At 58.7% G+C, this 22,108-nt stretch carries 18 protein-coding genes; 11 read left to right on the forward strand and 7 right to left on the reverse strand.

Annotation, left to right across the window (positions count from 1 at the left end):
* The first annotated feature begins 7 nt into the window (after nucleotides 1-7).
* Both ACYZUA_RS23355 and ACYZUA_RS23360 read left to right on the forward strand, forming a co-directional pair.
* Nucleotides 8-3,652, forward strand: coding sequence for a transporter substrate-binding domain-containing protein (locus tag ACYZUA_RS23355; protein ID WP_461960790.1), 3,645 nt, complete (start codon nucleotides 8-10; stop codon nucleotides 3,650-3,652).
* Between the two features lie 49 nt (nucleotides 3,653-3,701).
* On the forward strand, nucleotides 3,702-6,659 hold the full coding sequence (locus ACYZUA_RS23360) for an HD domain-containing phosphohydrolase (RefSeq protein WP_461960791.1): 2,958 nt from the start codon (nucleotides 3,702-3,704) through the stop codon (nucleotides 6,657-6,659).
* On the opposite strand, the gene ACYZUA_RS23365 is transcribed toward ACYZUA_RS23360, so the two are convergent.
* Both ACYZUA_RS23365 and ACYZUA_RS23370 read right to left on the reverse strand, forming a co-directional pair.
* The gene (locus ACYZUA_RS23365; RefSeq protein WP_076028162.1) at nucleotides 6,660-7,142 is read right to left on the reverse strand and encodes a GAF domain-containing protein; all 483 of its coding nucleotides are present in this window, start codon (nucleotides 7,140-7,142) and stop codon (nucleotides 6,660-6,662) included.
* Nucleotides 7,139-8,029 (reverse strand): ATP-binding protein, encoded by an 891-nt coding sequence (locus ACYZUA_RS23370; protein WP_461960792.1) that lies wholly within the window; start codon nucleotides 8,027-8,029, stop codon nucleotides 7,139-7,141. The genes ACYZUA_RS23365 and ACYZUA_RS23370 overlap by 4 nt, the downstream gene beginning before the upstream one ends.
* Before the next feature lie 167 nt (nucleotides 8,030-8,196).
* On the opposite strand from ACYZUA_RS23370, the gene ACYZUA_RS23375 reads away from it, so the two are divergent.
* Complete coding sequence (locus ACYZUA_RS23375; protein ID WP_461960793.1) at nucleotides 8,197-10,518, forward strand: hybrid sensor histidine kinase/response regulator; 2,322 nt, start codon at nucleotides 8,197-8,199, stop codon at nucleotides 10,516-10,518.
* Here the strand turns inward: ACYZUA_RS23375 and ACYZUA_RS23380 are convergent.
* The 3 genes from ACYZUA_RS23380 to msrB form a co-directional block, all read right to left on the reverse strand.
* The gene (locus tag ACYZUA_RS23380; RefSeq protein ID WP_461960794.1) at nucleotides 10,502-10,963 is read right to left on the reverse strand and encodes a MarR family winged helix-turn-helix transcriptional regulator; all 462 of its coding nucleotides are present in this window, start codon (nucleotides 10,961-10,963) and stop codon (nucleotides 10,502-10,504) included. The two genes, ACYZUA_RS23375 and ACYZUA_RS23380, sit on opposite strands and share 17 nt — an antisense overlap.
* Nucleotides 10,960-11,445 (reverse strand): glutathione peroxidase, encoded by a 486-nt coding sequence (locus ACYZUA_RS23385; protein ID WP_277530539.1) that lies wholly within the window; start codon nucleotides 11,443-11,445, stop codon nucleotides 10,960-10,962. Before ACYZUA_RS23385 ends, ACYZUA_RS23380 begins: the two co-directional genes overlap by 4 nt.
* A gap of 178 nt (nucleotides 11,446-11,623) precedes the next feature.
* A complete protein-coding gene (gene msrB, locus ACYZUA_RS23390; protein WP_461960795.1) occupies nucleotides 11,624-12,019 on the reverse strand; it encodes a peptide-methionine (R)-S-oxide reductase MsrB in 396 nt (131 codons plus the stop codon).
* Nucleotides 12,020-12,245: 226 nt separating this feature from the next.
* Here msrB and ACYZUA_RS23395 point away from each other — a divergent pair, with 226 nt between their 5' ends.
* Together ACYZUA_RS23395 and htpX are read left to right on the forward strand one after the other, a co-directional pair.
* Entirely contained in the window at nucleotides 12,246-13,457 is a 1,212-nt protein-coding gene (locus tag ACYZUA_RS23395) for a pyridoxal phosphate-dependent aminotransferase (RefSeq protein WP_046049239.1), read from the forward strand.
* A 316-nt stretch (nucleotides 13,458-13,773) separates the two neighbouring features.
* The gene (htpX, locus tag ACYZUA_RS23400; protein WP_074878828.1) at nucleotides 13,774-14,661 is read left to right on the forward strand and encodes a protease HtpX; all 888 of its coding nucleotides are present in this window, start codon (nucleotides 13,774-13,776) and stop codon (nucleotides 14,659-14,661) included.
* A 172-nt stretch (nucleotides 14,662-14,833) separates the two neighbouring features.
* On the opposite strand, the gene ACYZUA_RS23405 is transcribed toward htpX, so the two are convergent.
* Nucleotides 14,834-15,490, reverse strand: a complete 657-nt coding sequence (locus ACYZUA_RS23405) for a thiopurine S-methyltransferase (RefSeq protein ID WP_461960796.1) — start codon at nucleotides 15,488-15,490, stop codon at nucleotides 14,834-14,836.
* A 103-nt stretch (nucleotides 15,491-15,593) separates the two neighbouring features.
* Here ACYZUA_RS23405 and ACYZUA_RS23410 point away from each other — a divergent pair, with 103 nt between their 5' ends.
* The gene (locus ACYZUA_RS23410) at nucleotides 15,594-16,361 is read left to right on the forward strand and encodes a DODA-type extradiol aromatic ring-opening family dioxygenase (protein WP_461960797.1); all 768 of its coding nucleotides are present in this window, start codon (nucleotides 15,594-15,596) and stop codon (nucleotides 16,359-16,361) included.
* A 31-nt stretch (nucleotides 16,362-16,392) separates the two neighbouring features.
* On the opposite strand, the gene ACYZUA_RS23415 is transcribed toward ACYZUA_RS23410, so the two are convergent.
* Nucleotides 16,393-17,106, reverse strand: a complete 714-nt coding sequence (locus ACYZUA_RS23415) for a UTRA domain-containing protein (RefSeq protein WP_008145862.1) — start codon at nucleotides 17,104-17,106, stop codon at nucleotides 16,393-16,395.
* 349 nt (nucleotides 17,107-17,455) lie between these two features.
* Here ACYZUA_RS23415 and ACYZUA_RS23420 point away from each other — a divergent pair, with 349 nt between their 5' ends.
* From ACYZUA_RS23420 to ACYZUA_RS23440, 5 genes are all read left to right on the forward strand, one after another.
* Nucleotides 17,456-18,526, forward strand: coding sequence for an ABC transporter substrate-binding protein (locus ACYZUA_RS23420; protein WP_461960798.1), 1,071 nt, complete (start codon nucleotides 17,456-17,458; stop codon nucleotides 18,524-18,526).
* A 135-nt stretch (nucleotides 18,527-18,661) separates the two neighbouring features.
* Entirely contained in the window at nucleotides 18,662-19,468 is an 807-nt protein-coding gene (locus tag ACYZUA_RS23425; protein ID WP_461960799.1) for an alkaline phosphatase family protein, read from the forward strand.
* Nucleotides 19,469-19,473: 5 nt separating this feature from the next.
* Nucleotides 19,474-20,310, forward strand: coding sequence for an ABC transporter permease (locus ACYZUA_RS23430; protein WP_461964097.1), 837 nt, complete (start codon nucleotides 19,474-19,476; stop codon nucleotides 20,308-20,310).
* A complete protein-coding gene (locus ACYZUA_RS23435; protein ID WP_461960800.1) occupies nucleotides 20,297-21,097 on the forward strand; it encodes an ABC transporter permease in 801 nt (266 codons plus the stop codon). Before ACYZUA_RS23430 ends, ACYZUA_RS23435 begins: the two co-directional genes overlap by 14 nt.
* Nucleotides 21,094-22,083: an ABC transporter ATP-binding protein gene (locus ACYZUA_RS23440; RefSeq protein ID WP_461960801.1), complete on the forward strand. Its 990-nt coding sequence runs from the start codon at nucleotides 21,094-21,096 to the stop codon at nucleotides 22,081-22,083. The genes ACYZUA_RS23435 and ACYZUA_RS23440 overlap by 4 nt, the downstream gene beginning before the upstream one ends.
* Nucleotides 22,084-22,108: the final 25 nt, after the last annotated feature.

The following is a 22,108-nucleotide window of genomic DNA, read 5'->3' on the forward strand; positions in this document are numbered from 1 at the left end:
AGACAGGATGCCCAGTCGTATAAAGGATTATCTGACACTCATGGCCGCAGGTTTATGCCTGAACACCTCAATGGCCGCGGCGCAGACCGTCAGCGAGAACTACACCCTGATGAGTCGCTCGATGGCCGGACACCAGGAAGTCCATCTGGATAAATCACAACGACAATGGATTGAGCATAAACGGGAACTGATCCTTGGCACTTCAGCCCCGGACTACCCCCCTTTCGACCTGACCGTCAGTGGTCACGACTACGAAGGTTTTACCGCCGATTACGCAGGTATCCTTGGCAAAACAACCGGTTTGCCAATCAAGGTTCTGCGCTTTGCGTCCCGGGAGGACGCGATCGAGGCACTCGAAAACGGCGAGATCGATTTGCTGGGTACCGCCAATGGATTCGAAGCTCACAACACTGACATCGTACTTTCCACCCCCTACGCAGTAGACCAGCCGGTTCTGGTGACACGCGAAGGTGAAAGCAGATCCTTGACCGGTGGCCTGACTGGTCTACGGCTGAGCATGGTGTATCACTATTTGCCGCTGGAGGAGGTCAAGGCGATGTATCCGGGGGCGATCATCACGTCCTTTCCGTCCTACCAGAATGCGATCAATGCCGTTGCCTTCGACCAGGCTGACGTCTTTCTGGGTGACACCATTTCCACCCATTACATGATCAACAAGGGGTACCTGAACAACATCCGCATGGCCAACTTCGGCAAACACGAAGCACACGGTTTCAGCTTTGCAGTGCACAAGGACAACCCGCAACTGCTCGGGATTATCAACGCAATGCTCATGGCCATCCCCACCAGCGAGCGAGACAACATTGCCAAACGCTGGAGTGCCGGCAGTGACCTGCTGCTCACCGATCAAAAGCTGCAACTCACCCACAACGAAGAACGCTGGCTGGCGCAACACCCGGTAGTGCGTGTGGTGGTCAATGAGGCTTTTGCGCCGCTGACGTTTTTCGACAGTGATGGCAATTTTCGTGGGGTTACCGCGGACTTGCTAGAGCTAATCAGATTGCGCACCGGTTTGCGCTTCGACGTCCATCGCAGCCGCAGCGATGACGAGATGATCGAGCAGATCAGGGACCATAAGGCCGACTTGATCGCCGCCCTGCTCCCCAGCGCCCAACGTGAAACGACGTTGAACTTCACCCGCCCCTACCTGCAAAACTCCTTTGTCCTGCTGACTCGCAAAGCCGCCGACAGCCCGACAAGCCTTTTGCAGTTGCGGGACAAACGCCTGGCAATCGCCCAAGGCAATCCCTTGGTGGATTACCTGCGCAGCGAGTTCCCGCGGATCAAGCTGATTGAAACCCCGGACGCGTTCAGCGCCGTGGAGTTGCTGGCCGAGGGCAAGGCAGAAGGTGCGGTGAATTCACTGGTGATTGCCAACTACTTCATCTCATCGCAGCTCTTCGAGCACACCCTTCAAATCAGTACCACCATTGGCACTCGGCAGGCGGCGTTTTCCCTGGCCACAGGCCGGGAAGCCAAAGAACTGAACACCATCCTCAACAAGGCGCTGCTGAGCATTGCGCCGGAAGAACTGGGGATCATCAACAGCCGCTGGCGCGGCTATTCGGCGTCCTCGCAAAGTACCTGGCGCAACTATCACCGTCTGTTCTACCAAATCGTCATCGGTGCCGGGGGGCTGCTGCTGATTTCCGTTGCCTGGAACGCTTACATGCGACGCCAGATTAAGCAGCGTCAGGCAGCCGAGCGCGCATTGAACGATCAACTCGAATTCATGCGATCACTGGTCAACGGGACGCCTCATCCTATCTACGTTCGCGATCGCCAGGGACTGCTGCAAAGCTGCAACGACAGTTACCTGGAAGCCTTCTGCGCGAGACGTGAAGACGTGATCGGCAAAAGCGTCACGCAAGGCAACATGAGCAATGCGTTCGAAGCCCGGGAATATCAGGCCGACTACCAGCGCGTCGTGGCCGAGGGCATACCGCTGATTCTCGATCGTGCGCTGCACATCGGCGGCCGTCGACTGACGATTTACCACTGGATTCTTCCTTACCGTGATTCGAGCGGTGAAGTGCAAGGCATCATCGGCGGCTGGATCGACATCAGCGAACGGCGGCAACTGTTCGATGATCTGCGCTATGCCAAAGAGCGTGCCGATGAAGCCAACCGAGCCAAAACAACTTTTCTGGCGACCATGAGCCATGAGATCCGCACCCCGATGAATGCGGTTATCGGCATGCTCGAATTGACGCTCAAGCGTATCGATCAGAAGCACCCGGATCGCCCGGCCATCGATGTGGCGTACAACTCGGCGAAGGACCTGCTGGAGCTGATCGGGGACATTCTCGACATTGCCCGGATTGAATCCGGACGGCTGAGCCTGAGTCCTGAACGGGTCAATCCAAGTGAAATCGTGGCCTCGGTGGTGCGGGTCTTCGATGGACTGGCGCGCCAGAAAAATCTTCGGCTGCTGCTGGAATTCCGCCCTGCCAATCCGGGGTTTGATGTCCTGTTGGACCCGATGCGCTTCAAGCAGGTCTTGTCCAATCTGGTCAGCAATGCCATCAAATTTACGGAGCACGGCCAAGTCAGGATCATCGTTGACCTGCAGCAGACCGCCGAGCCTGAGCGGGTCCGGATGCTGTTGCAGGTTCACGACAGCGGCATAGGGATCAACGAACAGGATCAGCGGCGGCTGTTCGAACCTTTCGCCCAGGCCGATCACTCCGGGCAGTCAGCCAGAGGCGGTGCGGGGCTTGGACTGGTGATCAGCCGCAGCCTGTGCGAAATGATGGGCGGCAGCCTGCAATTGAGCAGCCAGCCGGGTGTCGGCACTCAAGTCGAGGTGGCGTTGCACCTGACAACACTGCCACTCGAACAGATGCCGGAGACTGCTGAAACGCAAATCCGCACCACGACGACCCCCTTGAATGTTCTGGTGGTCGACGATCACCCCGCCAATCGCTTGCTCATGTGCCAGCAACTGGAGTTTCTGGGCCACCGATTCAGCGTCGCACCGGATGGCCAGGCGGGATTTCAGGCATGGGAAGCCGAGCCGTTCGATCTGGTGATTGTCGATTGCAACATGCCAATCATGAACGGATACGAACTGGCCCGCGCCATTCGCCGACATGAACAAAAAACGCACCGCCCGCCCTGTACCGTGCTGGGTTTTACCGCCAACGCACAACCGGAAGAAATACAACGCTGCAAACAAGCCGGGATGGACGACTGTCTGTTCAAGCCCCTTACCCTGAATGCCTTGAGTCAGTGGTTTGAAGGAGTCAGGCCAATCGTCCGCGATCCCGCGTTCAGCCTGCAAGGACTGCGTCTTTTGACCGGTGGCGATCCGGTATTGGACCAGCGACTGCTGACCGAACTGTTGAACAGCAACCGTCTGGACCGACAAGAACTGCTGGCGCTGTCCCCACCCAAAGAGCCTCAGCCATTTCTCGACGTCGCCCACAAAATCAAGGGCGCCGCCCGAATCGTCCAGGCTTCCCGGGTGATCGACAGCTGCGAGGCCCTGGAAAAGGCCTGCCATGAAGTGTTTCATCACGACGAAGTGGCCGATTGCAGCAAGGCTATAGAGCGCGCCATGCTCGAACTGGAGCAAGCATTGCAGCACCAGATCGGCCAAAACGACAAAAGCAGAATGACCGAGCCTTAACTATGCTTGGACGCTGAGCAGTGTGTTAACCATCATGGAGAGACCTGCAATGCCCAGCCCACTGCGCCCGGATCAACGGCGGTTTCCCCTGCACGTCCATATCAGCGTGATGTTCACTTTCCTGCTGTTGCTGACTGGTGTGGTGCTTGGCCTTTTCAACTACCAGCAAACCACGCAGATCATTCTTTCCAGCAGTGAAAAGCTCTTCAACCGCATCGAGCAGGACGTCCGTCTCGACCTGCATGCCACTTACGAACCGATTCGCCATCTGCTGTCCCTGCTGGCGGAATACCCGGCGACCCAGGCACCGGACCTGGAACAACGCATGGCGCTACTCAAACCCTTCAGCCAGTCGCTCAAGGACAACCCCGACCTGGCCTCGTTGTATCTGGGCTATGGCAACGGTGATTTTTTCATGGTTCGGCCCTTGCGAACCCCCGACCTGAAAACGCTCCTCAAGGCACCGGATCCTGCGGCTTATCAGGTGTGGAGCATTGAGCGAACAGGCAACAGCGGTCAGGTCCGCTCCCAATCATTGTTTTTCGATCAGAATCTGGCCCTCATCAGCCGCCAGGACAACCCCAACGAAACCTACGATCCGCGGATCCGCGCCTGGTATGCCAACGCCCGCCGCGACAACGAACAGATCACCACCGAACCCTACATTTTTTTCTCCACCCACAATGTCGGCACTACCCTGGCCCGGCGCAGCGGCGAACAGGCCATCATGGGTGCCGATCTGACCCTGGAGGAACTCTCCGCGACACTGGCCAAACATGTCGTGACGCCCAGTACCGAAATCGTGCTGTTCGATGCTGAAGGGAATGCCATCGCGTATCCCGACAGCAGCAAACTGATCATCGACGATCAGACTGCCCGCCTGATCAAAGCCGCCGACCTGAGCCCCGGCCTCGGCGCGTTGCTCAACAACCCACCCGTAAATCCCGCCGCAGGCAATCGCCTGGATGTCGGCGGTCGTCAGTGGATCGTTGCCCGCAGCCGCATGCAGGAGGGCGGTCCCCAGGGACTGCAACTGGCGCTGCTGGTGCCGGAAGATGAGTTACTTGTCGATGCCTACCGCATGCGCTGGCAAGGCGCGCTGATTACCCTGGCCACGCTGTTGCTGTGCCTGCCGCTGGGCTGGCTGACCTCCCGAATTCTGGTTAAACCCCTGCGCGCGCTAGTAAAGGAGGCCGACGCGGTTCGCAGTTTCGACTTCAACTTTCCGGCCTCACGTCGCTCTCCCGTGCTCGAAGTCGACCAACTGAGCGTGTCGATGACGCGTATGAAAGACACACTGGCAAGTTTTTTCCAGATCACCGACAGCCTGAGCGCCGAGACTCGCTTCGCCCCTTTGCTGGAACGGGTGTTGTTTGAAACCGTGAAAATCGCCCAGGCCCAGGCCGGTCTGATCTACCTGCGCGAAAGTGATGGCGATCGAATGGAGCCCCATGGTCTGGTCGTCAACGGCACCTCACGGGCATTGCCGTCATTTGATCTTCGAGGTCACGAACTCCAGGCTCCGCAAAGCCCTGCATGGCTACAACAGCTGTCGAATGCCGACAACGTCGTCACCATGCTTGGTTTCGAAGAGGCCGGGGATTTGCAGAAGGTGTTGCTTGCGCTGGAGTGTCCCCGCGTTCATCTGATCGGCATTCGGCTGCACAATCGTCATAACGAAACCGTGGGCCTGCTGGTCCTGCTGATGGCTGATACCGGCAACCAGAGCGATCTGGAAAAACTTCGCCCGGACCGCATCGCGTTCCTCCAGGCCGTGTCCGGCGCGGCCGCCGTGAGTATCGAAAGTCAACGTCTGCAAGCCAAACAGAAACAACTGCTGGATTCCTTCATTCAACTGCTGGCGGGTGCGATTGACGCCAAAAGCCCCTACACCGGCGGTCACTGCCAGCGAGTACCGGCGCTGACCCTGATGCTCGCCCAAGCCGCCGCCGCCAGCCAGGCCCCGACCTTCAGTGGCTATCAACCCAACGAAGATGAATGGGAAGCGCTGCACATCGCCGCCTGGCTGCACGACTGCGGCAAGGTCACCACTCCGGAATATGTGGTTGATAAAGCCACGAAGCTGGAAACCCTTAACGACCGTATTCACGAAATCCGCACCCGCTTCGAAGTGCTCAAGCGCGATGCCTGGATCAGCTATTGGCAAGCCATGGCCCTGGGCGGTGACGAGCAGCACCTGGCCGAACTGCGCAACACTACGCTGGCGGGGCTGGACGATGATTTCGCGTTCATTGCCCGCTGCAACCTGGGTGGCGAGGCGATGGCTGAACCCGACCTGCAACGCCTGCGCAGCATCGCCCAACGCACCTGGACCCGAACCCTGGATGACCGGTTGGGCGTTTCCTGGGAAGAGAACCGGCGTCAGGCGCGGACCCCGGCACCGACACTGCCGGTCGGCGAGCCATTGCTGGCGGACAAACCCGAGCACCTGTTCGAACGGCCCGAAGCCGAACTGATTCCAGAGGATAATCCGTGGGGGTTCAAGCTCGAGGTGCCGCGCTATAAGTACAACCGGGGCGAGCTCTACAACCTGAGCATTGCCCGAGGCACCCTGACCCGCGAGGAGCGTTACATCATCAATCACCACATGGTGCAGACGATTCTGATGCTCAGCCACCTGCCCTTCCCCGGCCACCTCACCAACGTCGCGGAGATCGCTGGCGGTCACCACGAGAAAATGGACGGCACCGGGTATCCCAAACAGTTGAAGCGCGAAGAAATGAGCCTGCCGGCGCGGATGATGGCGATTGCCGATATTTTCGAAGCACTGACCGCCGCCGATCGCCCCTACAAGAAAGCCAAGTCCTTGAGCGAAGCGCTGGGCATCATGGCCACCATGTGCCGGGATGCCCACATCGATCCTGAGTTGTTCGGGCTGTTCATCAATGCGCAAATCTACTTGCAGTACGCCGATCGATTCCTCGATCCCCAACAGATCGATACGGTTGATCCGGCAAGCCTGCTGGTCAAGGCAGGCCTGGCATGATCAGCAGTCGGTCAGGCGCAGGAAAATCGCCGCCAATTGCTCGATACCGGCCTGATCTTCAGCGGTAAAACGCGCCAGTTTCGGGCTGTCGAGGTCCAGCACGCCGATCAGGCGACCGTCCTTGACCAGTGGCACGACCAGCTCGCTGTTCGACGCGCTGTCGCAAGCGATGTGTCCGGGGAACGCGTGTACGTCCTCGACCAACTGGGTCTGCAAGGTGGCCGCCGCCGCGCCGCACACACCCCGACCGAACGGAATCCGCACGCAGGCGATCTGCCCTTGAAACGGGCCAAGCACCAGTTCTTCATTGCGATTGAGGTAGAACCCGGCCCAGTTCAGGTCATCGAGCTGGTTGAACAGGAACGCCGAGAACTGCGCGGCGTTTGCAATGAAATCCCGCTCATCCGCCAGCAATGACTCCAATTGCGCCCACAGCATGCCGTAGCCTTCGAGGCCCTGGCCGCTCTTTTGTAAATCGATCATGCCTTGTGCTCCAACAACTTCAGCCCGACCCAATAGCGGGCAAATTGATACGCGCAACGTCCGTTGCGATTACCGCGACCCGTGGCCCAGCGCACCGCGAGGATGTCCAGTGCTTCGTCTCGCTGCCACTCAAGGCCGGCCTTGTCGGCCAGTTGACCGATCCAGTGTTCGACGACGCTGAGGAAGTGCTCCTGAGTAAACGGATAGAACGACAGCCACAGGCCAAATCGATCCGACAGCGCGATCTTGTCTTCCACCGCCTCGCTGGGATGGAGTTCGCCGTCAACGCGTTTCCAGTTTTCGTTATCGCTTTCCTTTTCCGGCACCAGGTGGCGACGGTTCGACGTGGCGTACAACAAAACGTTATCCGGGGCCTGTTCGAGCGAGCCGTCGAGAACGCTCTTGAGCACCCGGTAATCGCCTTCGCCCGACTCGAACGACAGGTCATCGCAGAACAGCACAAAACGCTGGGGCAGCTTGGCGATCTGTTCGACCACGCGCGGCAAGTCCGCCAGGTGATCGCGTTCGATCTCGATCAGCCGCAGACCGGCCTTGGCGTGTTCGGCCAGCAAGGCACGAATCAGCGACGATTTACCGGTGCCGCGCGAGCCCCAGAGCAACGCGTGGTTGGCCGGCATGCCATCGAGGAACTGTTGGGTATTTCGCCCCAGTTGCTCCAGTTGCCGATTGACGCCGATCAGGTCAGACAAACGCATGTCGAGGCTGACTTCCAGCGGCAACAGAAACCCGCTGCGACCCTCGCGCTGCCAGCGCGCGGCAAGGCAATGATTCCAGTCGATAGCTTGCCGGGGTGCAGGCAGCAGCGGTTCGATACGGGCCAAAACGGCATCGGCGCGTTCAAGAAAAGCATTTAATCGGGAATCCACGTCTTCTCCTCGGGCACGTTCACAGTAATGATGGCGATACAGCGACAAAACACAGCGTTCGGGTGTCCGGTTCAACCCTTTGCACAAGGGCTCACGAGAACATCGGTATCCCTGCATGATCGACTATGCTTGAGCAGCGAAGGGAAACGGAAGTGGTTCGACACCCCATGGATATCAAGTTCACCAACCGGCTGTCCTACAAGCAAGCCAGGCTTACTGTGCTGGTGGGTTTCATTCTGGGCACGCTGCTCAGCCTGCTGCAAATAGGCATCGATTATGCCAGTGAAGACGCCTCCATCAACCGCGAAATCCTGTCTTTGCTGGAAATCAGCCACAACCCCGCGTCCCGCATCGCCTACAACATCGACGCCGAACTCGCTCAGGAACTGACCCTGGGCCTGTTGCGCTCGCCGGCGATCATCGGCGCGCAATTGATCGACAACAACGATACCGTGCTGGCCAACGTCAAACGCCCAGGCGTGCAAAGCGGCTATCGGGTGATCAGTGACTTCCTGTTCGGCGCCAACCGGCAGTTCGAAGACCGTCTCTACCTGGATCACTTGCCGACCGAATCCCTCGGCACCCTGCGTCTGGACGTCGACACTTATTCATTCGGCAACCGGTTCCTGCGCCGGGCCGAGGTGACCCTGCTCAACGGCTTCGCTCGCAGCCTGCTGCTGACCGGCATCCTGCTGGCGCTGTTCTATGTGATGCTGACCAAGCCGTTGGTGCGGGTCATCCGTGAACTCAGCAGTCGCGACCCGCGTAGCACGGAGTCGACGTCGCTGGAGTGTCCGACGAACCATGAAAACGATGAAATCGGTGTACTGGTCAAAGTTGCCAATCAACAATTCGAAAACATCGCCACCGAAATCCAGCAGCGACGCAACGCCGAAAACCGCCTGACCGACTACCTGGGGCAACTGGAGAACATCGTCTCGGCCCGCACCGCGGAACTCAAGGCGATCAACTCGCGGCTCAGCCAATCCAATCAGGAACTGGAAGTCGCCCGCAGCACCGCCCTGGACATGGCCGAAGCGCGCTCGGTGTTCCTGGCCAACATGAGCCACGAGATCCGCACGCCGCTCAATGGCCTGCTGGGGATGATCGCGCTTTCCCTCGACGGCCCGCTCAATGCCGAGCAACAGCAACAGCTGTCCATCGCCCATGACTCGGGCAAAGTACTGGTGGAACTGCTCAACGATATTCTCGATTTGTCGAAGTTCGATGCCGGCCAACTGGAGCTCGAACATATTCCGTTCGACCTCGGTTCGTTGATCGAGGACACCGCCAACCTGCTATCGCAAAACGCCGCGCCGAGTGTCGAGCTGAGCTGCCTGATCGACCCGCACTTTCCGGCTCTGGTGCTGGGGGATCCGACCCGGGTCCGACAGATCGTCAGCAACCTCTTGTCCAACGCCCTCAAGTTCACCCGTTTCGGTCGGGTCGATGTACGCCTGTCGACATTCGAGGACGGCGTCAGAATCGAAGTCTGCGACACTGGCATCGGTATCGCCCAGGACGCCCAGGTCAAGATCTTCCAGCCCTTCACGCAAGCGGGTGCCGGCATTACCCGGCAATTCGGCGGGACCGGGTTGGGCCTGGCACTGACCTACAACCTCTGCGAAGCCATGCAAGGACGCCTCACCATCAGCTCGGAAGCAGGCTTCGGCAGCCAGTTCTGTGCGGATCTGCCGCTGCCCAGCCACACCCGCGCCCTTCCCCCGGCCTCTTTACAGGGCAAGGTCATCGCAATCACCGCCGCCAGCAGTGGTCTGGCAGAACTGTTGAACAGTGTGCTGCCCGGCTGGGGGCTCGACTATGAGCAGCGTTCCCTCGATGACTCGTTGCTGGGCCTGAACCCGGATGTACTGATTACCGATTGCCCCGAATGCCTGTTTGGCCTTCGCCCTTCGTGTACAGCGCCCATTCTGCTGGTCACCGCTTATGGCAGTTTCATGCCCAGCGAAGAAGCCCTCGCCCTCGCCCCCTTACAGCAACAGGCGCGGCCTCTGGCACGCAACGCGCTGTACCAGACGCTACGGCGAACCCTGCAGCCGGAACTCAACACGATCAACGGTGCCCGGCTCGACGCCCTCTCCCCACAACGACGCGGACGCGTGCTGCTGGTGGAGGACAATCCGGTCAACCAGTTGGTGGCGAAGGGGATGCTCGGAAAACTCGGTTGCGAGGTGATTGTCGCCGGTCACGGTGGCGAGGCGCTGGATCAGCTGGAGCAGAGCGAATTCGATCTGGTGCTGATGGACTGCAACATGCCAGTGATGGACGGCTACGAGGCCAGTCGGCAAATCCGTCGTAGCGGACGCTGGCCACAGCTGCCCATCGTCGCCCTGACCGCCAACGCCATGTCCGAAGAGCGCGAACGCTGTCGAGCGGCAGGCATGAGCGATTACCTGGCAAAACCCTTCCGCCGGGAAGAGCTGGCTGCCCTGCTGGACTTGTGGGTTCCTACTACGGCAGTGCTTTGATCTGCCCCAAAAGGTGATCAAGACCCTCGCGCAGATCATTCAGGCGATCCAGATCCACACCGCTGTCGCATAACAGACGGGCCTTGAGCGGCCCGACCTGATCGCGCAAAGCCTTGCCGGTTGGCGACAGGCTCAAGTGCACTTCACGCTCGTCCCGCGCCGAGCGCTGACGCTGAATCAGTTGCAGTTGCTCAAGACGCTTGAGCAACGGCGTCAGCGTTCCGGAATCCAGCGCCAGGCGTTCGCCCAACGCCTTGACCGTCGGCTGCTCCGGGGCCGCCTCCTGCCATTCCCACAACACCAGCATCGCCAGGTATTGCGGGTAGGTCAGGCCGAGCTGATCGAGCATCGGCTTGTAGGCGCGGATCACTGCCCGGGAAGCGGCGTACAGCTTGAAGCACAGTTGACTGTCAAGCTTCAGGGAATCGACTGACAAGGTGCTCATTTGAGCAGGGCTTCGATCTCGCGGGTCAGGTCCTGCGGCTTGGTCGCGGGGGCGAAGCGCTTGACCAGCTGGCCATCCTTGCCGATCAGAAACTTGGTGAAATTCCACTTGATGCCCTGGGAACCCAGCACACCCGGCGCGCGTTTTTTCAGTTGAACGAACAGCGGATGGGCGCCGGCGCCATTGACTTCAATCTTTTTGAACAGCGGAAAACTGACGCCGAAGTTCAACTCGCAGAACTCGGAAATCGCCCCTTCGTTGCCTGGTTCTTGCTTGCCGAACTGATTGCACGGAAAGCCCAGCACCACCAGGCCTTGATCCTTGTAGGTCTGCCACAACTCTTCAAGGCCTTTGTATTGCGGAGTGAAGCCGCATTCGCTCGCGGTATTGACCACCAACACGGCTTTGCCGGCGAAATCCGCCAGGGTCTTTTGCTCACCCTTGATGGTGGTGCAAGGGATGCTCAGCAGGTTGTCGCTCATGGTTCTGACTCTAAATGAGGGAAGATGAGATAAAAATAGCGAGCAATTGAATTGTGTGCAATTTAATAAATCAATCTAACTGATTGGGGTGGGACAATCCCTGTAGGAGCACGGCTTGCCGGCGATGGCGTCCTTGAGATCGCTATCGCCGGCAAGCCGTGCTCCTACAGGGCTCGCATTACGAGCGGGGCACCAGGTCCAGGCACACCGAATTGATGCAATAACGCAGGCCGGTCGGTGGCGGGCCGTCCGGGAATACGTGCCCCAGGTGCGCATCGCATTTGGCGCAGACCACTTCGGTGCGGATCATGCCGTGGCTGACGTCACGGATCTCGACCATGGCGCTGTCGCCGATCGGTGCGTAGAAACTCGGCCAGCCGCAGCCGGAGTCGAATTTGGTTTTGGAGTCGAACAGCGGTTCGTTGCAACAGATGCAGTGGTAAATGCCGTCGACCTTGCTGTCGTTATATTTGCCGGAGAACGGCCGTTCGGTGCCTTTAAGGCGGCAAACGTTGTACTGCTCCGGATCGAGCATCGCCCGCCATTCTTCCAGGGTTTTTTCCAACTTTTCCATCATCACACCTCGGCAGCTGAAAAAGCCCGATCTGTACCTTTTCCACGGATCGGGCGGCACGTATGATTGCGCCTCGTCAAACGCCAGTCTGGCAGCCCGATCACACGCATTCAAACGGATTTATGGGTGCGACCTTTAAAGGCGCCAGGCCTGTGTGAATACGCAGGATTCCCAGTACGGTCGTTCATACGCCGCCTGGATCGTTCATTTTCGGGAACACATCGCCATGCAGGTCAGCAAATCGAACAAGCTCGCCAACGTCTGCTACGACATTCGCGGCCCAGTGCTCAAGCACGCCAAACGCCTGGAAGAGGAAGGCCATCGCATCCTCAAGCTGAACATCGGCAACCCGGCGCCTTTTGGTTTCGAAGCGCCGGATGAAATCCTCCAGGACGTCATCCGCAACCTGCCGACGGCTCAGGGCTACAGCGATTCCAAAGGTCTGTTCAGCGCCCGCAAGGCCGTGATGCAGTACTACCAGCAGAAGCAGGTAGAAGGCGTCGGCATTGAAGACATCTATTTGGGCAACGGCGTTTCCGAGCTGATCGTGATGTCGATGCAGGCCCTGCTCAACAACGGCGACGAAGTGCTGGTGCCGGCTCCGGACTACCCGCTGTGGACCGCCGCGGTGAGTCTGTCCGGCGGCAACCCGGTGCATTACCTGTGCGACGAGCAGGCCAACTGGTGGCCGGATCTGGCCGACATCAAGGCCAAGATCACCCCGAACACCAAAGCCCTGGTGATCATCAACCCGAACAATCCGACCGGCGCGGTGTATTCGAAAGAAGTCCTGCTGGGCATGCTGGAACTGGCCCGTCAGCACAACCTGGTGGTTTTTTCCGACGAGATCTACGACAAGATTCTGTACGACGATGCCGTGCACATCTGCACGGCTTCCCTGGCACCAGACTTGCTGTGCCTGACGTTCAACGGTCTGTCCAAGTCTTATCGCGTGGCGGGTTTCCGTTCCGGCTGGATCGCCATTTCCGGCCCGAAACACCACGCCCAGAGCTACATCGAAGGCATCGACATGCTGGCCAACATGCGTCTGTGTGCCAACGTGCCGAGCCAGCATGCGATCCAGACCGCCCTCGGCGGCTACCAGAGCATCAATGATCTGGTATTGCCCAACGGACGACTGCTGGAACAGCGCAATCGCACCTGGGAACTGCTCAACGACATTCCCGGCGTGAGCTGCGTCAAGCCAATGGGCGCGCTGTATGCGTTCCCACGGATCGACCCGAAAGTCTGCCCGATCCATAACGACGAAAAATTCGTGCTCGACCTGCTGCTGTCGGAGAAGCTGCTGGTGGTTCAAGGCACCGCCTTCAACTGGCCATGGCCGGACCATTTCCGTGTGGTGACCCTGCCGCGCGTGGACGACCTGGACATGGCCATCGGACGTATCGGCAATTTCCTCAAGACCTATCGCCAATAACCTGCCTGTCACCGTGCGACGCTTGCGCAAGTCGCACGGTGATTGATTCAGCAACATTTCTTTGCGCCCTGCCGAACCTCGCTTCTTCAATCGCTGACTGATGACCATTGAGTGCTCGCGTCTAACAACGGCGGGGGCTTATGACGCTAATTGCCTGACAAACGCTTCCCGCATCGACGTCGGAAATGCCCTTCAAGCAGCTAGACTGTTGCCGTAGGACACAGTTTGAAATAGTCACTTGGTTGAATAGCCCGGGTCAGCACCTTATATACCCCGCAGTACGCTACATATTTAGCATGAGGAGATTTCTACAACCATGATGCGCATCCTGCTGTTTTTGGCCACTAACCTGGCGGTCGTGCTGATTGCCAGCATCACCCTGAGCCTTTTCGGCTTCAACGGGTTCATGGCGGCCAACGGGGTTGATCTCAACCTCAATCAGCTGCTGATTTTCTGTGCGGTCTTTGGTTTCGCCGGTTCGCTGTTCTCGCTGTTCATCTCCAAGTGGATGGCGAAGATGAGCACCAGCACCCAAATCATCAGCCAGCCGCGCACACGTCACGAGCAATGGCTGCTGCAAACCGTCGAGCAATTGTCCCGGGAAGCCGGGATCAAGATGCCTGAAGTCGGTATTTTCCCGGCCTACGAAGCGAACGCCTTTGCCACCGGCTGGAACAAGAACGACGCGTTGGTCGCGGTCAGCCAAGGGCTGCTCGAGCGTTTCTCGCCAGATGAAGTGAAGGCCGTTCTGGCCCACGAAATCGGCCACGTCGCCAATGGCGACATGGTCACCCTGGCATTGGTCCAGGGCGTGGTGAACACCTTCGTGATGTTCTTCGCACGGATCATCGGCAACTTTGTCGACAAGGTGATCTTCAAGAACGAAGAAGGCCAGGGCATCGCCTACTACGTGGCAACCATCTTCGCCGAACTGGTTCTGGGCATTCTGGCCAGCGCCATCGTCATGTGGTTCTCGCGTAAACGCGAATTCCGTGCAGACGAAGCCGGTGCACGCCTGGCCGGCACCGCCGCAATGATCGGCGCCCTGCAACGCCTGCGCGCGGAACAGGGGCTGCCGGTGCACATGCCGGACACCCTGACGGCTTTCGGCATCAACGGTGGCCTCAAGCAGGGGTTCGCCCGCATGTTCATGAGCCACCCGCCGCTGGAAGAACGCATCGACGCACTGCGTCGTCGGGGCTGATAGGTTCCGCACTAAAAGAAAAGGCCCGCAGTGAATGCGGGCCTTTTTTTGTCTGCTGATTTTTGTGGTGTTCATTCGGGCCCCATCGCGAGCAGGCTCGCTCCCACATTGGAATGCATTCCCCCTGTGGGAGCGAGCCTGCTCGCGAAGAGGCCAGCACAAACAACATCAATTACCGAGTAGAAACCCGATAAACCCGCTCTTCAAGCCGCGTAACACCGCTTTCCAGGAACTTCCAGCTTTCGCCCAGAACGTCCTGGTCCTCCAGAATCTTCAACTCCCACGAAGCACCGAACAACCGTTGCACTTCGTCATCCAGCACTGCAAAGGGCGGCCCCTCCATTTGTGCCTGGTCGTAATCCAGGGTAATCAGCAGCCCCAGCGAATCCTTTGGCACAATCCGCTTCAGATGCTCGGCGTATTGCTCACGCATCTTCGGGGGCAAAGCGATCAACGCAGCGCGGTCGTACAGCGCACTGCAATCGGCGACATCGCCGGCCGTCAACGCGAAGAAATCACCACACCAGATCTCGATCGAGCCCGCCCGATAGACAGTAAAGGGGCCTTGGTCGCTGACGTCCGGGTCAAATTGATGCTCGTGAAAAAAGTCTTCCACCGCTTTTTCCGACAACTCGACGCCCAACACCTCGTGACCGCATTTCGCCAGCCACAGCAAATCCAGGCTTTTGCCACATAGCGGCACCAGGACACGCGCGCCCTCTTCCATGCCCAGCTGCGGCCAGTACCGTTGCAGATATGGATTCACTTCCGGCAGGTGAAAGCCGATCTGATTCGACGTCCACCGCTTGTGCCAAAACTCCGGCTGCATAATTAATCCCGAAAATTCGATCAAAAGACCCTAAAACTTATATTAGATTTAGATCAATGATCTGACTGAAGATGTTGCCATCTTACCCCTCAGGAGCTCATCCATGTTCCCCAGCCTGTACATATCCCATGGCTCGCCCATGTTGGCACTGGAACCGGGCGCCAGCGGGCCCGCCCTCGCTCGCCTGGCCGCAGAATTGCCGAAACCCAAAGCCATCGTCATTGTTTCTGCACATTGGGAAAGCAACGAGTTGCTGGTCAGCGGCAATCCCCATCCTGACACCTGGCATGACTTCGGCGGTTTTCCGCAGGCGTTGTTCGACGTGCAATACCCGGCGCCCGGCAATCCACAATTGGCCGCAGGGGTTGTCGAACTGCTGAAGAGCGATGGCCTGCCCGCACGCATCGACGCCGAACGGCCGTTCGACCATGGTGTCTGGGTGCCGTTGTCATTGATGTATCCACAAGCCGATATCGCCGTGGTGCAAGTTTCGCTGCCCACCCGCGGTGGCCCGGCCCTGCAGACCCGTGTCGGTCATGCCTTGGCCAGTCTGCGCGAACACGGCGTGCTGCTGATCGGTTCCGGGAGCATCACCCACAACCTGCGCGAACTGGACTGGCACGCCGGCCCGGAAAGCGTCGAACCCTGGGCCCAGGCATTTCGTGACTGGATGATCGAAAAACTCGCTGCCAACGACGAAACCGCGTTGCACGATTACCGTCAGCAAGCACCGAATGCGGTGCGCAACCATCCGAGTGATGAACACTTGTTGCCTTTGTATTTTGCTCGCGGCGCCGGAGGACATTTCAGCGTGGCCCACAAGGGATTCACCATGGGGGCCTTGGGCATGGACATTTACCGCTTCGGATAACGTAAAAACTTACAGTCTGTGGCGGCCAGGCTCAGACAACATCGACCCCGACATGAATCGCATCGTGCCGCCAAAACTCCAGATCACAATCAATCAACCGCTCATGCTGATCGTAGTTGACCCGAGCGATGCGCAACCCCGGACTCCCCACCGACACCCGTAAAGCCGCCGCCGCATCCACCGACAATGCCGTCGGCACAATCTCGAAACGCACCCGCCCGTAGTGCAAATCGTAATGGCGCGCGTACAGCTCGGTAATCGACTGATTCAGATCGAAATCCAGAATCCCCGGAAAAAACTGCGGATTCAAATAGTGCTCCACGTACAACACCAGCCGCTCATCAATCCGCCGTGCCCGGCAAATCTGAATCACGCTGGACAATGCCGGCAACTGCAACCAGGCACAGACCGCCGCCGACGCCGGTTGCAACCGCGCGGAAATCACCTCGGTGGACGGCACCCGCCCCTGCGCACTGACCATCGCGTGAAAGTGACTGCGCTGCATCAGGTTGTAGGCCAGGCGCGGTGGCGACACGAACCAGCCACGGCGCTCCTCCCGATAAATCTGCCCCTGGGCTTCCAGTTGCAACAACGCTTCACGCACGGTGATCCGCGTGGTCCCGAACAACTCACTGAGCTTGCGCTCGGCCGGCAGTTTGCTCCCGGGCGCCAACAGGCCATGGTCGAGCTGTTCCTGCAGCACCTGCCCGATGGCTGTCACCGCTTTAGTTGTCTCGATGCGCATCAACGTTACCTATCTGGACTAGACCAGCACTATTTCGGGGCGGAACCGCGATTCAAATCGGTTCCCTCAACTCCCGACAAGCCTAGGCACTGCACATGACTGACAGATGACAAAGCTGCCGAACGGTTGATCCAGACACCTGCAATTTCACGGCCAAGTCCTTTTATATCAGCCTATTAGCCATGGTCTACGCTTACTCCGAAGCCTGAGCATTGCCGCTCAAAAAATATAGGCCGACCAGTCGTCGACATCAAAATGTCATCAGAGGCGCCTAAATTGGCTCAGGTATTGCTGACCTAGACCAACACAACCGCAATCGCAGCGTTGAAAACGCCCAAAGGAGCTTCGGATGAAACAGCTTTTCCTGGCCTCACTGTTAGGCTCGACCATTGCCATGTGCACCGCCGCGATGGCGGCTGATACCGATTTGAAAACCCTGGAAGCCGCGGCGAAAGCGGAAGGTGAGGTCAACAGTGTCGGCATGCCCGACAACTGGGCCAACTGGAAAGGCACCTGGGACGACCTGGCCAAGAACTACGGCCTGAAACACATCGACACCGACATGAGCTCGGCCCAGGAAATCGCCAAGTTCGCCGCTGAAAAAGACAACGCCACTGCCGATATCGGTGATGTCGGTGCAGCGTTCGGTCCGATCGCAGTGAAGCAAGGCGTTGTACAACCCTACAAGCCAAGCACCTGGGATCAGATCCCGAGCTGGGCAAAGGACAAGGATGGCAATTGGGCGCTGGCCTACACCGGCACCATCGCGTTCATCGTCAACAAAAAGTTGCTGCACGGCTCCGACGCTCCGACCAAATGGGCTGACCTCAAGGACGGCAAATACAAAGTGTCCATCGGTGATGTGAGCACCGCGGCCCAAGCCGCCAACGGTGTTCTGGCTGCCGCGCTCGCCAACGGCGGCAATGAGAAAAACCTCCAGCCAGCGCTGGATCTGTTTTCCGAGATCGCCAAGCAAGGCCGCCTGTCGATGGCCAACCCGACAATTGCCACTATGGAAAAGGGTGAAATCGAAGTCGGTGTGGTCTGGGACTTCAACGGTCTGAGCTACAAGGCCAAAATGGCTAATCCGGATGACTACACTGTGCTGATCCCGTCTGATGGTTCGGTGATTTCCGGTTACACCACCATCATCAACAAGTACGCCAAGCACCCGAATGCCGCCAAACTGGCCCGCGAATACATCTTCAGCGACGCCGGCCAGATCAATCTGGCACGCGGTAACGCCCGTCCGATCCGCGCCGAGCATCTGACACTGCCGCCTGAGGTTCAGGCCCAGTTGCTGCCTAACGAGCAGTACAAAAAGGTCACGCCGATCAAAGACGCCGACGCATGGGAAAAGACCTCCAAAGCCCTTCCTCAGAAGTGGAACGAAGAAGTCATCGTCAATATGAAGCAATGATGCAACCCTCGTAGGAGCAAGGCTTGCCCGCGATGGCTTCACCTCGGTCACCAGACAGACCGGGGTGCCTGCATCGCGAGCAAACTTTGCTCCTACAGGTGTTTCGAATTTCTGTTTAGCGGAGTTCCAGCCCCTATGAAGCACAACGTCATTCTTGTCGTGCTCGACGGCCTCAATTACGAGGTCGCCCATCACGCCATGGGGCACCTGCAGGCTTACGTTGGCGCAGGACGCGCGGCGCTCTACAAACTGGAGTGCGAACTGCCGGCCCTGTCCCGTCCGCTTTACGAGTGCATCCTGACCGGCGTCACGCCGATCGACAGCGGCATTGTTCACAACAATGTCTCGCGCCTGTCCAACCAGCGCAGCATCTATCACTACGCCAGCGATGCCGGCCTTGTAACCGCGGCCGCGGCCTATCACTGGGTCAGTGAGTTGTATAACCGTTCGCCGTTTGTGGCCGTGCGGGATCGTCACACCGACTACCCGGACCTGCCAATCCAGCACGGTCATTTTTACTGGAGCGATCACTACCCGGACTCGCACCTGTTCGCCGACGCCGAGAACCTGCGCCTGCGTCACGCGCCGAACTTTTTACTGGTCCACCCCATGAACATCGACGACGCCGGGCACAAGCACGGCCTCGACACCCCGCAATACCGCAACAGCGCCCGCTCGGCCGACATTATTCTGGCCGACTACCTGCACACCTGGCTCGACGCCGGGTATCAGGTGCTGGTGACCGCCGACCATGGCATGAACAACGACCGCTCCCATAACGGCCTGCTGCCGGAAGAACGCGAAGTACCGCTGTTCGTACTCGGCGACGCTTTCAGCTTCAATGCCAACGCCGCACCGAAACAGACTGAAATCTGCGGCACCGTCTGCGAACTGCTGGGTGTGGCCCACGACAAACCTGTGTGCCGGGAGCTGCTCAAGTGAACACCATGACGCGCGGAAAATGGCTGGCAGCCTTGTGTCTGGTGCCTTTTGCACTGTTCTTTATCGTGTTCCAGATCGCGCCGCTGTCCTGGGTGATGATCAACAGCCTGCAATCGGAAGAGTTCGGCTGGGGCATTGCCAACTTCACCAGGATCTTCAATTCGAAGTTCTATCTGCAGGCGATCCAGTTAAGCCTCGAGATCAGTTTCTGGTCCAGCGTGTTCGGGATCATCATCGCGGTACTCGGCGCCTACTCCCTGCGCCGGGTCGACTCGAAGCTGCGCAACTTCGTCAACGCCTTTGCCAACATGACCAGCAACTTTTCCGGCGTGCCCTTGGCCTTTGCGTTCGTCATTCTGCTGGGTTTCAACGGCAGCTTCACCATCATGCTCAAGCAGGCCGGGATCATTCAGGACTTCAACCTGTATTCGAAAACCGGGCTGATCATTCTCTACACCTACTTCCAGATTCCGCTCGGCGTTCTGCTGCTCTACCCGGCCTTTGATGCCCTGCGCGAAGACTGGCGTGAATCCGCCGCGCTGCTCGGCGCCAACGGCTGGCAGTACTGGCGGTACATCGGTTTGCCCGTGCTGACCCCGGCGCTGCTCGGTACGTTTGTGATCCTGCTGGCCAACGCCCTGGGCGCGTACGCCACGGTGTATGCCCTGACCACCGGCAACTTCAACGTGCTGACAATCCGTATTGCGGCGATGGTTTCCGGCGACATTTCCCTTGACCCGAACCTCGCCAGTGCCCTGGCTGTGGTGCTCGTTGCGTTGATGACCCTGGTGACCATCGTGCATCAGCTGCTGTTGAAGAGGAGCTACCATGTCTCGCGCTGAACTGGGCCCCGTCGGCATCTACCACCGGGTGGTGGTGTATTTGCTGTTTGGCATACTGTTGCTGCCGTTGCTCGGGACGCTGATCTACTCGATCTCCAGCAGTTGGTCGGCGACCATTATGCCCAGCGGCTTCACCGTTAAATGGTACGTGGAGCTGTGGAGCGATCCGCGGTTTCTCCATTCGTTCGGCCAATCCCTGCTGGTCTGCGTCGGCGCGCTGATTCTGTCGGTGGTGCTGATTCTGCCGTTGCTGTTTGTGGTGCATTACCACTTCCCGAAACTCGATGCGCTGATGAACATCCTGATCCTGCTGCCCTTCGCGGTTCCGCCGGTGGTGTCGTCGGTGGGTCTGTTGCAGCTCTACGGTTCCGGGCCGTTCGCGATGGTCGGGACGCCGTGGATTCTGATCGGTTGCTATTTCACCGTGGCGCTGCCGTTCATGTACCGGGCAATCACCAACAACCTGCAAGCGATCAACCTGCGAGACCTGATGGACTCCGCCCAACTGCTCGGTGCCAGCACCTGGCAAGCGGCGTTCCTGGTGGTGCTGCCAAACCTGCGCAAAGGTTTGATGGTGGCGTTGCTGCTGTCGTTTTCGTTCCTGTTCGGTGAGTTCGTGTTCGCCAACATCCTCGTCGGGACCCGCTACGAAACCCTGCAGGTCTACCTCAACAACATGCGTAACAGCAGTGGCCACTTCACCAGCGCGGTGGTGATTTCCTACTTCCTCTTTGTGCTGGTTCTGACCTGGGCTGCCAATATCTTGAACAAGGACAAAAGCGAATGAGCTATGTCAGCGTCCAACACCTGCAAAAAAACTATTCAGGCACCCCTGTATTCAGCGACATCAACTGTGAAATCCATAAGGGCGAGTTCGTCACTCTCCTCGGCCCGTCCGGTTGCGGCAAGTCCACCCTGCTACGTTGCATCGCCGGGCTGACGTCGGTGGATGGCGGCCAAATCCTGCTCGATGGCCGGGACCTCGTGCCGTTGAGCCCGCAGAAACGCGGGATCGGCATGGTGTTCCAGAGCTACGCACTGTTTCCGAACATGACGGTTGAGCAGAACGTCGCCTTTGGTTTGCGCATGCAGAAGGTCAATGCCGACGATAGCCATAAGCGTGTTGCCGAAGTATTGAAACTGGTCGAGCTCAATGACTTCGCCGCGCGTTATCCGCATCAACTGTCCGGCGGCCAATGCCAGCGAGTCGCCCTCGCCCGCTCGTTGGTGACCCGGCCTCGTCTGTTGTTGCTGGATGAGCCGCTGTCGGCCCTGGATGCGCGGATTCGCAAGCACCTGCGCGAACAGATCCGTCAGATCCAGCGCGAACTCGGCTTGACCACGATCTTCGTCACTCACGATCAGGAAGAAGCCCTGACTATGTCCGACCGGATTTTCTTGATGAATCAGGGAAAGATCGTACAGAGCGGCGATGCCCAGACCCTTTACACTGCACCCATCGACTTCTTTGCCGCTGGTTTCATCGGCAACTACAACCTGCTGGACGCGGACAGCGCCACCAAACTGCTGCAGCGACCGATTACCCACCGCATCGCGATTCGCCCGGAAGCCATCGAACTGAGTCTGAACGGCGAACTCGACGCGCAGATCCGCAGCCACAGCCTGTTGGGCAACGTGATTCGCTACCGGGTCGAAGCCCGGGGCGTGGAATTGGTGGTTGATGTGCTGAACCGCTCGGCGGCCGATCTGCATCCCGATGGTCAGCGTCTGGCGCTTTCAATCGATCCGACGGCCCTGTGTGAGGTAGCCTGATGACTTTGCTGATGTTGAAGAGAGA

It is taken from the genome of Pseudomonas sp. LS2P72, assembly GCF_054897865.1.

Coding starts and splice junctions, on each gene's coding strand:
- ACYZUA_RS23395 (WP_046049239.1), top strand. CDS start 12,246: ATGCAGGTCAGCAAATCGAACAAGCTCGCCAACGTCTGCTACGACATT.
- ACYZUA_RS23435 (WP_461960800.1), top strand. CDS start 20,297: ATGTCTCGCGCTGAACTGGGCCCCGTCGGCATCTACCACCGGGTGGTG.
- ACYZUA_RS23355 (WP_461960790.1), top strand. CDS start 8: ATGCCCAGTCGTATAAAGGATTATCTGACACTCATGGCCGCAGGTTTA.
- ACYZUA_RS23415 (WP_008145862.1), bottom strand. CDS start 17,106: ATGCGCATCGAGACAACTAAAGCGGTGACAGCCATCGGGCAGGTGCTG.
- ACYZUA_RS23425 (WP_461960799.1), top strand. CDS start 18,662: ATGAAGCACAACGTCATTCTTGTCGTGCTCGACGGCCTCAATTACGAG.
- htpX (WP_074878828.1), top strand. CDS start 13,774: ATGATGCGCATCCTGCTGTTTTTGGCCACTAACCTGGCGGTCGTGCTG.
- ACYZUA_RS23405 (WP_461960796.1), bottom strand. CDS start 15,490: ATGCAGCCGGAGTTTTGGCACAAGCGGTGGACGTCGAATCAGATCGGC.
- ACYZUA_RS23385 (WP_277530539.1), bottom strand. CDS start 11,445: ATGAGCGACAACCTGCTGAGCATCCCTTGCACCACCATCAAGGGTGAG.
- ACYZUA_RS23410 (WP_461960797.1), top strand. CDS start 15,594: ATGTTCCCCAGCCTGTACATATCCCATGGCTCGCCCATGTTGGCACTG.
- ACYZUA_RS23380 (WP_461960794.1), bottom strand. CDS start 10,963: ATGAGCACCTTGTCAGTCGATTCCCTGAAGCTTGACAGTCAACTGTGC.
- ACYZUA_RS23430 (WP_461964097.1), top strand. CDS start 19,474: ATGACGCGCGGAAAATGGCTGGCAGCCTTGTGTCTGGTGCCTTTTGCA.
- ACYZUA_RS23360 (WP_461960791.1), top strand. CDS start 3,702: ATGCCCAGCCCACTGCGCCCGGATCAACGGCGGTTTCCCCTGCACGTC.
- ACYZUA_RS23440 (WP_461960801.1), top strand. CDS start 21,094: ATGAGCTATGTCAGCGTCCAACACCTGCAAAAAAACTATTCAGGCACC.
- ACYZUA_RS23365 (WP_076028162.1), bottom strand. CDS start 7,142: ATGATCGATTTACAAAAGAGCGGCCAGGGCCTCGAAGGCTACGGCATG.
- msrB (WP_461960795.1), bottom strand. CDS start 12,019: ATGGAAAAGTTGGAAAAAACCCTGGAAGAATGGCGGGCGATGCTCGAT.
- ACYZUA_RS23420 (WP_461960798.1), top strand. CDS start 17,456: ATGAAACAGCTTTTCCTGGCCTCACTGTTAGGCTCGACCATTGCCATG.
- ACYZUA_RS23375 (WP_461960793.1), top strand. CDS start 8,197: ATGGATATCAAGTTCACCAACCGGCTGTCCTACAAGCAAGCCAGGCTT.